Genomic DNA, 12,699 nt, shown 5'->3' with positions numbered 1-12,699 from the left:
TCTCTCACCTATCTTTCTAATAAGTCCTCCACGATCGACTGTACTTCTAAATCACCTGGCTCATGCGCCAAATAATGTTGCAGCAAATGAAGTGCTTCAGGTAAACGCCCTTCTTCACGTAAGAAAATGCCATATTCTTTCATAAATGCTGGCTCATGGTGCAAATCAGCATTGGCTTCTTCGTAATAGTTTGCTGCTTTGTCAAAATCTTCCAGCGCATTATACGCTTGCGCCAAATTCCAAAGGGCATGCGGCTGCTCATTGTCTTCCATTCGTTCGATGGTCAAGATCGCTTCTTGCCAACGCTCTTCATTCAAGTATAAATTACTTAAGGTCAGTAACGTATCATCTTCTTTGTCACCAGTCTCCAGTGCTTTTAGTAAAAATGATTCTGCTGCTTCACTGTCATGAAGTCGGTAAGCATTCTCGGCAGCAAAATGATAGAAATCCACTTGATATGGATCTTCATGAATCCCTTCTTCGATCACACGCTGCGCTTCTTCCAGCTGCTCTTCTTCTTGCAATGCTTCTGCAAGATAAAGATACAAGGCACGGTATTGCGGATTCATGACCCGCAACTGCTGCAAGTAGCGAATCGCTTGTTCATTTTCTTTTAGCTGCAAATAGACTAAAGCTGTTTGAAAAAGACGCTCATCGGTCTGTTCGTCTTCTAGGCTTGCTTCAAAATATTCCAATGCCTCTTCAAACTTGCCCGCCATACTCAATGATGTACCAGTCCGTTCAACGATCGAGATCCCCGAAATATCCGTGATTTCTTCTTCCAGCAATCCTTGATAAAGGTCAACGGCTTCTTGATAGCGATCAGTCGAAAAGGCTAATTCAGCTAAGGCAAACCGTATCAAAGGTTCATCTGGCACAATGCTTTGCGCTTCTTTTAGTTTGGCTTCACTAACTTCAGGGATACCGATCAATTGGTAAAGATCCGCACTCAATAGCAAGGCTTGCAAATACGCTTCACTGGTCGGTGGTATTTGATCAATATAGGCAAAAGCCGTTTCGATCTGGTCTTCTTCCATCGCAATTTCTGCTAAAGGAAGCAGCAAAGCTTCATTATCAGGATGTCGTTGCTGCAAGGTTTCAAATAACGTTTTCGCCTCTTCCAAAAAGCCGATCTGCAATAGTTCATCACCTAAAGCGCCTAATGTCTCATCATCATCTTTTTGCAGAGCTTCGGTAAAATTTAATTGTGCTTCAGCCAGTTCTTCCGCGGCTAATGCTTTTAACATTTTTTCACTATATGTTTCCATTTAAACCCCTCGAATCTCATTGATTAATCGCTGATAAGTCTCCATCGTCTGGACGAGATCTTTTTCCTCGATTTTTGTTCTGCCCCCTATTGTACCAACTTTTGCCAAAAATAACAGTTTTTTTTCTTTTTGCTGCAATTCCAGTACATGACTGAAATATTCGCTTAATGAAAAAGACTCGGGCAATTCGATAGGAAAACCCAATCGGGCAAGCCATTGGCAGAACACGGGCAGATCGACAGTCAATTGCTGCTGCTGGACGGTCCACATAAAATGAAACAAAAAGCCAAAGAATAATTTCATCGCATCAGACAACAAGTGCCCATTTTCCGTTCGATAAGCAGCATCGGCAAAGAGTTGGCCAAACTCCTCCAATTCGCTGCCTGATTGCTGGTATAGTTGGATCAACCGATCGGTATACGCAGCCAACGAATGTCTCATCAACGCCTGATGACTGGGATAAGTTCGATAAAGCTCTTTTAAAAACTCACTATCGGCAAGCACGCCACAACGAATCAGAGTCAAAAAATCGACCAATTTCCCATCGATCTGTTTTTCTGCGATCGTCTGATCGTAAATAACAAATTCGGGTGTATTAGGATTTTCCAGCATCGGGATATCTGGCTTTTTCACAACGATCGCTGTTTCTTTCACACTTTTAGCTAAGGCCCGCAAGGAAACGGGAATCAGCCAAAGCTGTGTCGTCAGAACCGACGTCGCGTGGATAAAACTGCTCAATGCCAACACGCCTTCATTCCCAAAACCGACGATCAGCAGCGGCTCTTGTTTTGAAAAGCGGCCGAAGAAATCCATTGCAGCTTTAAACTCACTAAAGTTGTTGCAATACATTTGATTGGTACAAATATACCAATTGACCTCTCGTGGCAAAAACAGGCGGGTCAATTTTTCTGAAAAGCGGTCATAATAGCGCTGATTCGTCAAAATGATCACCTGCTGCGGCTCGATCGACTGTTCTCTCATGACCGATGCTAGTGTTTCACCATAAGAAATTTGGGTTTCTTGTTCATTTCGGAAAAAAACAGCTTCCATCGGCTCACTCCTTTGCTACTACTTTCTATTATAACAAGAAGCCGCTTAAACACCTACTAAATCGCTAATGATTAGGAAGTATTTTCCTGTGATTGGTTCAATGATCCGATAAAAAGCAAAAAACATGATTTCCTCTTCTTCCAAAGGAAAATCATGTTTTTTCTTAAACCAAAAGTGAGTAGAGTGATTGATTTTGCTGAAGGTTGATATAGTTTTGGTCAAACTGTTCAATTCGTGACAGTAATGCGGGGAGATCTTTTTTGTGTTTCAACAAGATTCCAAGCATTACTGGTCCTGTTCCACGATTGATTTTTTTTGTATATTCAAACCTAGTGATATCATCATCGGGACCTAATACATGGCTAACAAATTCCTTCAACGCACCGGGACGTTGTGGGAAATTGACGATAAAATAATGTTTCAATCCTTGATAGATCAGTGATTTCTCTTCGATCTCTGCCATACGGGAACTATCATTGTTACCACCACTCACAATACAGACGACTGTTTTGCCTTTGATTTGCTCTTTGATCAGATCCAAAGCTGCCACACTCAAGGCACCAGCTGGTTCAGCGACGATCGCTTGCTTGCTGTACAATTCCAGAATCGTTTGACAGATTGCGCCTTCTTCCACAGCTACCAATTGATCCACGTAGCGTTTGGCATGGGCATAGGTTTGAGCTCCGACTTGTTTGACCGCTGCACCATCCACAAAGGTTTCAATATGCTCCAGTGCCACTGGTCCTTGATGATCAAAGGCGGCTTGCATCGAGGCTGCCCCTACAGGTTCTGCTCCAACAACTTTTATCTTCGGTTGCTTTTCTTTCAAATAGGCTGCGGTTCCGCTGATCAAGCCGCCCCCGCCAATCGCTGCCACGACCAGATCGATCGTTACTTGTTTTTTTTCAGCATCCGCCAGCATCTCCACAGCAACGGTTCCTTGTCCTGCGATAATATTAGGATCGTCAAAGGGAGCAATGAAAGCCATTTGCTGTTCTTTTGCAAAGTGTTTAGCCGCTTGGGCTGCCGCATCAAACGTATCTCCCACCAATTCGATTTTGACATAATCTCCACCGAAAAAGAGGACTTGCGCGATTTTTTGCTGTGGCGTCGTTGTCGGCATGAAAATAACCGCTCGGATCTGCTGTTCTTGACAGGTATAAGCAACACCTTGCGCATGGTTCCCGGCACTGGCACAGACGACGCCACGACTAGTCAGTTCAGGATCTGCCTGGGTGATCGCATAGTAGGCACCGCGTAATTTGAAGGAGCGGACTTTTTGCAAGTCCTCTCGCTTCAACAAGACCGTCGCTTGATACTTCTCAGATAAAAAGCGATCATACTGCAGCGGCGTATGACTAACTGCTCCCCGCAGTCGCTCGTAGGCTTGTTCGATTGCAGAAACTGTCACCAACAAACGCGTCCCTCCTAATCTTTCGCAACAAACGGCATCATTTTCCGTAACTCGCTGCCGACTTTTTCAATTTGATGATTGCCGTTTTCCTCACGCATTTTATGGAATTCAGGGAAGCCGTTTTGATTGTCTTCAATGAATCCTTTCGCAAATTGGCCGTTTTGGATGTCTGTCAATACGGCTTTCATGTTTTCTTTGGCTTGTGCAGTGATCACCCGAGCACCAGAAACGTAGTCACCATACTCAGCCGTATTCGAGATCGAATGACGCATTTTTTTGAAGCCTCCTTCATAAATCAAGTCAACGATCAGTTTCAATTCATGACAAACTTCAAAATAAGCCAATTCCGGTTGGTACCCCGCTTCTACCAATGTTTCAAAGCCCGCTTCGATCATACTGGTCAAACCGCCACAAAGTACGGCTTGCTCACCGAAAAGATCGGTTTCGGTCTCTTCTTTAAAGGTCGTTTCCAAAACGCCGACCCGTGTGGCACCGATGCCTTTTGCATAGGATAAAGCCGTTGCTTGTGCGTTGCCAGTCGCATCTTGATAAACTGCAAACAAGGCTGGTACCGCAAACCCTTCGGTAAAGGTTCGACGCACCAAATGACCTGGTCCTTTTGGCGCAACTAGAAAAACATCCACCTCTTTTGGTGGCGCGATCACATCAAAATGAATATTGAAACCATGAGCAAATGCTAATGCATTGCCCGCAGAAAGATTCGGTTCGATCTCATTTTTATACAACGATCCTTGGATCTCATCGGGTGCCAAGATCATGACTACATCCGCTTTTTGAACGGCTTCGGCTACTGGGAAAACCTCAAATCCATCGTTTCTTGCGGCTTCCGCTGATTTTCCTTCACGAATGCCGATAAAGACTTTATGACCTGTGTCCCGTAAATTTTGCGCATGAGCGTGCCCTTGAGAGCCGTAGCCGACGATCGCAATCTTCTTGTCTCCTAAATTATCTGTAACTTCCTCGTTGTAATATACTTTTACCATACTTGTTTCCTCCGAATTCTTTCTTTATTTTAAGCAATTCAAAATTGCACTTACCCTCTTGTAAAACCCGTGACACCCGTCCGTGCCAATTGTTTGATGCCGTAGGGACGTAAAACTTCGATGCACGCTTCTACCTTTTTCGTATCGCCGGCAACTTGCACAACGATCGTTTTTAGTGCCACATCGACAATGTGCGCTCGAAATGGATCGATCACTGCTTGGATCTCCGAACGACTTGTGGTTGGTGCATTGACTTTGATCAGCACCAGCTCCCGTTCGATATGAGGAACTTCTGTAATATCAGAAACCTTCAAGACATCGATCTGCTTGTTCAGGTGCTTAGTCACTTGTTCTGTTTCTGCCAAATCGTTCACGTTGACAATGATCGTCATACGTGAAAATTCTGGTCGTTCTGTCGTACCGACAGAGATACTCTCGATATTGACTTGACGGCGGTTCAAGACACTCGTGATACGGCTTAAAACACCTGCTTCATTATGGACGATTGCTGCTAATACCCGTTTCATCCCCTTAGACCCCCATCATTTCATGATTGGCTTTCCCCGGTGGGATCATCGGCAGCACATGCTCTGATGGCGAGACCATTACTTCGATCAGCTGCGGCCCTGCTTGAGAAAAAGCTGCTGCCAATTGATCAGCCAGTTGCTCTGGGGCATCGATCCGACAGCCTTCAATGCCATAAGCCTGTGCCAGTTTGACAAAATCAGGCTGCTGCGCAAAAACGGAGGCAGAGCGCCGCTTGCCATGGAATGTTTCTTGCCATTGGCGAACCATTCCTAAAGAGCAGTTGTTCAATAACACAAATTTGACATTCAAGCCATACTCATTCAAAATCGCAAATTCTTGGTTCGTCATTTGAAATCCACCATCGCCAACGAACACCACGACCATTTTTTCTGGATGAGCAAATTGAACGCCGATTCCTGCAGGGATGCCATAGCCCATCGTCCCTAGTCCGCCACTGGTGATCAATTGTTTGGGAAAGCGAAAAGGATAATACTGCGCGACCCACATTTGATGCTGACCAACATCGGTGATGACGTAAGCCTCTCCTTTGGTCAAACGCCCTACTTCTTCGATGACTTTTTGTGGTTTGATCTCTTGTGTCTGAGTGCGATCATAGCGATAAGGTTTTTCCTTTTTCCGTTTTTGGCATAGATCCAACCAAGTCGTCCAGGTTCCTCTTGTTGGTGGGTACCGCAGCATTTGCTGCAAAGCAGCCTTGGCATCGCCGACGATTGGGATCTTTGTCGTTACGATCTTGCCGATCTCCACTGGGTCAATATCGATATGAGCAACGATCGCCTGCTTGCCGAACTGACTGCCGGCCGTTGCTAGGCGATCATCGAAGCGAGAGCCGATATTGATAATCAAATCGGCTTCTGATAAAGCCATGTTCGCCGCATAGGTGCCATGCATACCGCCCATGCCTAAGAAAAATTGATGATCATTTGGCAGTAAGCCTAAGCCAAGTAACGTTGTCACTGTCGGCAACTTGTACTTGGCAATAAATGCATTTAGTTCAGCCGCAGCTTCGGCAGCGATCACGCCTGCACCCGCCAGTACCACTGGTCGCTGAGCTTTTTCCAAGACTTGCATCAGTTTTTCGATTTGCAGACGGGATGGCTCTGCCGTCGGCTGATAACTTTTCCTTGTGATCGGCAATGAGCAAATTTCAGCGGTTTCTTGTAATGTAATATCTTTCGGAAGGTCGATGACAACCGGTCCTTTTCGCCCTGTGGAAGCGATATGGAAGGCTTCAGCGATCACTTTTGGCAGCTCATCGACACAGCGGACTTGGTAGTTGTGCTTCGTGATCGGCAACGTGATACCCAGAATATCCGCCTCTTGGAAGGCATCTTTGCCAATTCCTGGTACCGCCACTTGCCCTGTGATAACTACCAATGGTACGGAATCACTCATAGCATCGGCAATGCCCGTGACGACATTTGTAGCACCTGGTCCGCTCGTCACTAAAACGACCCCAACATTGCCAGTAGCTTTGGCATAGCCTTCAGCGGCGTGGATCGCGCCTTGCTCGTGACGCGTCAAAATATTCGGAATCGCTGCATCATATAATTGATCATATAACGGCAGGACGGCGCCGCCCGGATAGCCAAAGATCATTTCGACGCCTTGCTCTTGTAAGCTGTCCACTAATACTTGTGCGCCAGTCCTTAGATGCGATGCTTGATACTCGATATTTTCCATTGCTACTCCTCCTCATCAGGTACTCGCATAATCCCGCCCGTATTGGCAGAGGTCACTAAAGCGGTATAACGTGCAAGCCATCCTTTTTTCACTTTTGAACGAAACTTCGGTCGTTCTTGCGCACGCTGGGCAAGCTCTTCATCGGATACTTGCAGATTCAGCGTTCGATTTGGTAAATCAATAATGATTTCATCGCCATCGTTGACTAGTCCTAATGGACCACCGGCTGCAGCTTCTGGCGAAATATGGCCAACGGCGATTCCTCGGGTCGCTCCTGAAAAGCGACCATCGGTGATCAAGGCGACATCTTTGCCTAACCCACGTCCAACGATGCTTGAGGTAGGCGCCAACATTTCTGGCATACCTGGTCCTCCTTTTGGTCCCTCATAGCGGATCACTACAACATGTCCTTTTTGTACGGTATGATTGTCGATGGCAGCAACTGCTTCATCATGTGAATCAAAACAGATCGCTTTGCCTTTGAACACTTGGACACTTGGATCGACCCCACCGACCTTGATAACACTGCCTTCTGGGGCGATATTACCGTACAAGATCGATAGACCACCCACAGGACTATACGGGTTTTCTTTGGGATGAATAACTTCTTCGTTGTGGATCTTCGCTTCAGCGACATTTTCTCGTAACGTCTTGCCTGTGACAGTCGGTCGATCAGGATGAATCGCTCCCTCGATATCACAAAGCTCCCTTATGATTGCGGAAACGCCGCCAGCTTCATGAACATCGTGCATCGAATAGGCTGATGATGGCGCGATTTTTGAGAGATAAGGCACTCTTTTAGCGATTTCATTGACCCGTCTTAAGTCATAGTCGATCTCAGCTTCATTGGCGATCGCTAAGGTATGCAGCACTGTGTTGGTGGAACCCCCCATCGCCATGTCTAAAGCGAAGGCATCATCAATAGCTTCTTTGGTCACGATATCTCGAGGTTTCACTTGTTTTTCAACAAGATCCATCAACTTAAAGGCGGCTTGTCTAACTAGTTCTCGTCGTTCTTCAGATACGGCAAGAATCGTACCATTGCCTGGCATTGCCAATCCTAAGATCTCTAAAAGACAGTTCATTGAATTGGCAGTAAACATCCCTGCACAGGAACCGCAAGTCGGACAGGCATTTTGCTCCATAAATTCAAAGTCTTCTTTCGTCATGTTGCCAGTCTTGTAAGTCCCCACGGCTTCAAACATGGAAGACAAGGTTATCTGGTGGCCCCGTGGATCAATACCGGCTTTCATCGGACCCCCAGAACAAAAGATCCCCGGTACGTTCGTCCGCATCGCTGCTAAAATCATGCCAGGAGTGATCTTGTCGCAATTCGGGATATAAAATACACCGTCAAACCAGTGAGCATTGATCACGGTTTCTGCGGAATCAGCGATCAATTCTCGGCTGGGTAGCGAATAACGCATGCCAATATGGCCCATCGCAATGCCATCATCCACACCGATCGTATTGAACTCAAAAGGGATGCCGCCAGCTTCACGAATCGCTTCCTTAGCGATATCTGCTAACTCCCGTAAATGCACATGTCCAGGCACAATATCGATATAGGAATTACATATCGCAATAAATGGCTTGTTCATGTCATGGATATTTTTTACTTGTCCTGTGGCATAGAGCAGACTCCTAGCTGGCGCTGCATCGATCCCTTTTTTAATCTGATCACTTCTCACACTCATCATCTCCTGCATTTTGGAATAAAAAAAAGCATCCCGGTTATAAAAAACTGGGATGCTTTGCCAGAATCCCATTTTACTTACGCAAATAGGACTCAAACAAACGGATAATTTTTGCTTCCGTGTTCTAAGTCCTGGTATCAATAATAATGACTAATAAATATTGATTAAAATTGCGCATAGAAAATGGCTCCTTCATTAGAAATAGTAACGTTCTTGTAATTGTTTACCAATATACCCTTTGCAAAAACACTTGTCAACGAATTTTCTGAATTTTTTTTCAATAATGACAATTCCAAGGAACCCTTCCTCACATTAGATGTCATTTAATCGCTTGCTTCTTTTGATAAAAATGACTTTTAAATCACCTTTATTCTTGCTTGAGAATTAAGGTGTGCCCGCAACCCTTGTTTTTTTTAGCTCAAAAGAAAAACAAAAAATATTTTTGAATTTTCTGACAATAATAACCGTTTCTTTTCCCATTCGATCCGCCTGCATGGTGGCAGTCCCTAGTTAGACAAAAGAAAAAACCCTTGATTACTCAAGGGTTTCTACAAGACTCAATTATTTCACTGCGTCTTTAAGAGCTTTACCTGGTTTGAATGCAGGTACTTTGCTAGCAGGGATCTTGATTTCTTCACCAGTTTGTGGGTTGCGTCCTTTGCGTTCTGCACGAGAACGAACTTCAAAGTTACCAAAGCCGATCAATTGAACTTTTTCACCGTTAGCTAAAGCGTCTTGAATTGTTGAGAATACAGCGTCTACTGCTGCAGTTGCGTCTTTCTTAGTTAAGTCAGTAGCTGCTGCAACTTTTTCGATTAATTCTGCTTTATTTGCCATGGATGGTTTCACCTCCTGATATTTTTTTTGATGTCATGCATCAACAAAAATCTTGAGTGGTCCAAGGTTTTTGTCAAATATTGATTACCATCAATATTCTGATATAACGTTATCATAAGAACCTTGTAATATCAAGGATTTTAACGTTTTTAGGGGGTTTTTTTTTGGTTTTTTCCCATTTTTCTAGAAAAGGACAGATTTCTTTGTAAAAAGAAACAAAGTATGATAAAATCTCTATTTTCTTCTGCGAGGAATGATCCGAATCGGCGTTCCTTCAAAAGTGAATGCCTTGCGGATTTGATTTTCTAAGAAACGTGCATAAGAGAAATGCATCAGTTCTTCTTCGTTGACAAAAATAACAAAAGTTGGCGGTTTGACAGCTACTTGCGTCGCATAAAAAATCTTCAAACGTTTGCCTTTGTCTGTTGGGGTTGGGTTGATCGCCACAGCGTCCATAATGACGTCATTCAACAACGCAGATGGAATACGCATGTTTTGATTCATGCTGACTTCTTCAATCAATTGCGGCAGCTTATTCAAGCGCTGTTTCGTCACTGCGGAAACAAAAATGATTGGCGCGTAATCCAAATATTGGAATTCGTCTCTGATTTCTTCTTCAAAATCACGCATCGTATTCGTTTCTTTTTTCAATGTATCCCATTTATTGACAACAATAATGATTCCACGGCCTGCTTCATGGGCATAGCCAGCGATCCGTTTGTCTTGCTCGCGAATCCCTTCTTCAGCGTTCAAGACCATCAAGACGACGTCTGAGCGTTCAATGGCCCGCATCGCCCGCATGACACTGTATTTTTCAGTAGACTCGTAGACCTTCCCTTTTTTACGCATGCCGGCGGTATCAATCATGGTAAATTCTTGACCGCTTTCGCTGGTAAAATGGGTATCGATCGCATCACGAGTCGTTCCTTCGATATCAGAAACGATCACTCGCTCTTCCCCTAGAATTGCATTGATCAAAGAGGATTTACCGACATTTGGACGACCAATCAAACTAAACTTGATGATGGAATCATCTTCTTCTTCTGCTTCATTGGTGAAGTGTTTGACTGCTTCATCAAGAACATCCCCGATCCCTAATCCATGACTTCCTGAGATTGGGTATGGATCGCCTAGACCCAAACCATAAAATTCATAGATGTCGGTACGCATCTCGGGATTATCAACTTTGTTGACCGCTAAAATCACGGGTTTGTTGCTTTTGTACAGCAAACGAGCCACAAGCTCATCAGCATCGGTTACTCCTTCACGAGCACTCGTAATAAAAACAATGACATCTGCTTCATCGATGGCGATTTCTGCTTGATGCTTGATTTGATCCATAAACGGCTCATCACTTAAATCGATCCCACCTGTATCGATTACGCTAAACTCACGGCCTAGCCATTCACCGGTGGCATAAATACGATCTCTGGTCACTCCTGGAGTATCCTCAACGATCGAAATTCGTTCTCCAGCTATCCGGTTGAAAATGGTCGATTTCCCCACATTCGGACGTCCAACGATCGCTATTGTTGGATTTGACATTTTTTACCCTCCATTTAAAAAAGCAGTCCTTGTACGCTGCTTCTTGTATTCAATCTTACTTAGTTTACCTAAAGCCATGGAAAGTTGCAAGCTTTCCTGGCAAACAAAAAACCAGCTTATAACAAATTCAAACATCGAATCGTTATAAGCTGATGGCATACAATTACTCTTCGTCGCTGTCTTTTAAGGCATCACCTAAGATATCACCCATAGTAAAACCAGTTGATTCTTCTGGCAATTGATAGTCGTCCTCTGAAACCTCTTGTGTTTCATTGGTGTTTTCGGCTTTTTCTAATGCTTTGATACTTAATGCGATTCGGTGTTCTGAAGGGTTCACTTCAAGCACTTTCACTTGCACTTCATCACCTTCTTGTAAGACTTCATGTGGTGTCGCAATGTGTTTATGGGAGATTTGTGAGATATGGATCAGCCCTTCAACACCTGGGAAGACTTCCACAAACGCACCGAAGCTTGTCAAGCGTTTAACAGTCCCCGTCAAGACACTGCCAACAGCCGCTTGCTCTTCAATATTGGTCCAAGGTCCAGGCAATGTGTCTTTGATCGAAAGTGACACACGTTCTTTGTCTGCATCAACAGATAAGATACGCACATTGACGGTATCGCCAACAGATAAAACATCACTAGGTTTGCCAACATGTCCATGAGAAATTTCAGAGACATGGACAAGTCCATCGATGCCGCCAAGGTCTACGAAGGCACCAAAGTCGGTCAAACGCGCTACTTTTCCTTCTACTTCTTGTCCTTCATATAAATCAGCTAATAAAGCTTCTTTTTGTTTTGCTTTTTCTGCTTCGACAACTGCTTTATGAGAAAGGATCAAACGGTTTTCTGAAGGCTCGATCTCAACGATTTTGAAGGTCAATGTTTTCCCTTTGTAATCTTCGAAATCCGCAACAAAATGGTCTTCGACCATTGATGCTGGGACAAACCCACGAACACCTACATCAACCACTAACCCGCCCTTAACGACGTTGGTGACTGGTGCTTCAATGATTTTTCCTTCTTGGAAATCTTTTTCGATATCTTCCCAAACTTTTTTCGCGTCTAAGCGACGTTTAGAAAGGAGATAGCTGCCGTTTTCTTTGTCTTTACCAATTGCTGAAATCACAACCAATTCTAAGACATCCCCAATTTTGACTGCTTCGTTGATGTCTTCAACAGGTAAAGTTGATAATTCTTTTGCAGGAACAACGCCTTCAACGCCGGCGCCTTCGATCCCTACGATCGCTTGTTTATCCTCAATGGCCAATACCTCACCTTTAACGATATCTCCAACTTTTACTTCTTGGAAATTGTCTAAAGCGGCTTCCATTGATTCATTTCCACTCTCAACCTGATTATTTTCAAATTCTGTCATCTCTCATGTCCTCCTAACCAACAATTCTGCAATAATTGCACTACATCTTTTAGTTTAAAATAGAATGAAAAAAAAATAAAGCGATTTCTCTTATTTTCCTAAAAAACTACGGTTTTTTCGTTAAAAAAGTCTTTTCACCTCTGTTTTCTTACTCACTTTCATCTTTTGGTTTCGAAAAATAAAAAAACAATGGGGAACACCCATTGTTCAGACTGTAGACAAAGTACTAGTTTTTAGTGCTTTGTCTTTTTTTATCCGTTAAAATAAGAGTATC

Annotated in this window: 10 protein-coding genes; all 10 read right to left on the bottom strand. The window is 44.0% G+C overall.

The features are described from left to right. Positions 1-8: 8 nt before the first annotated feature. Positions 9-1,268 (bottom strand): tetratricopeptide repeat protein, encoded by a 1,260-nt coding sequence (locus tag P0G38_RS05630; RefSeq protein WP_005229356.1) that lies wholly within the window; start codon positions 1,266-1,268, stop codon positions 9-11. Next, complete coding sequence (locus P0G38_RS05625) at positions 1,269-2,318, bottom strand: hypothetical protein (protein WP_005229354.1); 1,050 nt, start codon at positions 2,316-2,318, stop codon at positions 1,269-1,271. It abuts the gene before it with no gap. A 163-nt stretch (positions 2,319-2,481) separates the two neighbouring features. After that, positions 2,482-3,735, bottom strand: coding sequence for a threonine ammonia-lyase IlvA (gene ilvA / locus P0G38_RS05620; protein ID WP_275854350.1), 1,254 nt, complete (start codon positions 3,733-3,735; stop codon positions 2,482-2,484). A gap of 11 nt (positions 3,736-3,746) precedes the next feature. Then, positions 3,747-4,736 (bottom strand): ketol-acid reductoisomerase, encoded by a 990-nt coding sequence (gene ilvC, locus P0G38_RS05615; protein WP_275854348.1) that lies wholly within the window; start codon positions 4,734-4,736, stop codon positions 3,747-3,749. 50 nt (positions 4,737-4,786) lie between these two features. Then, positions 4,787-5,263 (bottom strand): acetolactate synthase small subunit, encoded by a 477-nt coding sequence (ilvN, locus tag P0G38_RS05610; RefSeq protein WP_005229349.1) that lies wholly within the window; start codon positions 5,261-5,263, stop codon positions 4,787-4,789. 4 nt (positions 5,264-5,267) lie between these two features. Further along, on the bottom strand, positions 5,268-6,968 hold the full coding sequence (ilvB, locus tag P0G38_RS05605; RefSeq protein WP_275854344.1) for a biosynthetic-type acetolactate synthase large subunit: 1,701 nt from the start codon (positions 6,966-6,968) through the stop codon (positions 5,268-5,270). Positions 6,969-6,970: 2 nt separating this feature from the next. Beyond that, positions 6,971-8,659 carry a dihydroxy-acid dehydratase gene (gene ilvD, locus P0G38_RS05600; protein ID WP_015510070.1) on the bottom strand — a complete coding sequence of 563 codons (1,689 nt, stop codon included), beginning with the start codon at positions 8,657-8,659 and terminating at the stop codon, positions 6,971-6,973. A 567-nt stretch (positions 8,660-9,226) separates the two neighbouring features. Then, positions 9,227-9,502 (bottom strand): HU family DNA-binding protein, encoded by a 276-nt coding sequence (locus P0G38_RS05595; RefSeq protein ID WP_003126821.1) that lies wholly within the window; start codon positions 9,500-9,502, stop codon positions 9,227-9,229. Between the two features lie 234 nt (positions 9,503-9,736). Then, positions 9,737-11,047 carry a ribosome biogenesis GTPase Der gene (der, locus tag P0G38_RS05590; RefSeq protein WP_005231911.1) on the bottom strand — a complete coding sequence of 437 codons (1,311 nt, stop codon included), beginning with the start codon at positions 11,045-11,047 and terminating at the stop codon, positions 9,737-9,739. Between the two features lie 163 nt (positions 11,048-11,210). Next, positions 11,211-12,425 (bottom strand): 30S ribosomal protein S1, encoded by a 1,215-nt coding sequence (gene rpsA, locus P0G38_RS05585; protein ID WP_087627771.1) that lies wholly within the window; start codon positions 12,423-12,425, stop codon positions 11,211-11,213. Positions 12,426-12,699 lie beyond the last annotated feature (274 nt).

Source organism: Enterococcus casseliflavus (assembly GCF_029215545.1).
Classification (GTDB): domain Bacteria; phylum Bacillota; class Bacilli; order Lactobacillales; family Enterococcaceae; genus Enterococcus_D; species Enterococcus_D casseliflavus.
This window is presented reverse-complemented; position numbering and strand designations above follow the sequence as displayed.

Bases quoted from the DNA above. Each gene is read 5' to 3' on its own strand.
- P0G38_RS05630 (WP_005229356.1), bottom strand. From the start codon at position 1,268: ATGGAAACATATAGTGAAAAAATGTTAAAAGCATTAGCCGCGGAAGAA.
- P0G38_RS05625 (WP_005229354.1), bottom strand. From the start codon at position 2,318: ATGGAAGCTGTTTTTTTCCGAAATGAACAAGAAACCCAAATTTCTTAT.
- ilvC (WP_275854348.1), bottom strand. From the start codon at position 4,736: ATGGTAAAAGTATATTACAACGAGGAAGTTACAGATAATTTAGGAGAC.
- ilvN (WP_005229349.1), bottom strand. From the start codon at position 5,263: ATGAAACGGGTATTAGCAGCAATCGTCCATAATGAAGCAGGTGTTTTA.
- ilvB (WP_275854344.1), bottom strand. From the start codon at position 6,968: ATGGAAAATATCGAGTATCAAGCATCGCATCTAAGGACTGGCGCACAA.
- P0G38_RS05595 (WP_003126821.1), bottom strand. From the start codon at position 9,502: ATGGCAAATAAAGCAGAATTAATCGAAAAAGTTGCAGCAGCTACTGAC.
- der (WP_005231911.1), bottom strand. From the start codon at position 11,047: ATGTCAAATCCAACAATAGCGATCGTTGGACGTCCGAATGTGGGGAAA.
- rpsA (WP_087627771.1), bottom strand. From the start codon at position 12,425: ATGACAGAATTTGAAAATAATCAGGTTGAGAGTGGAAATGAATCAATG.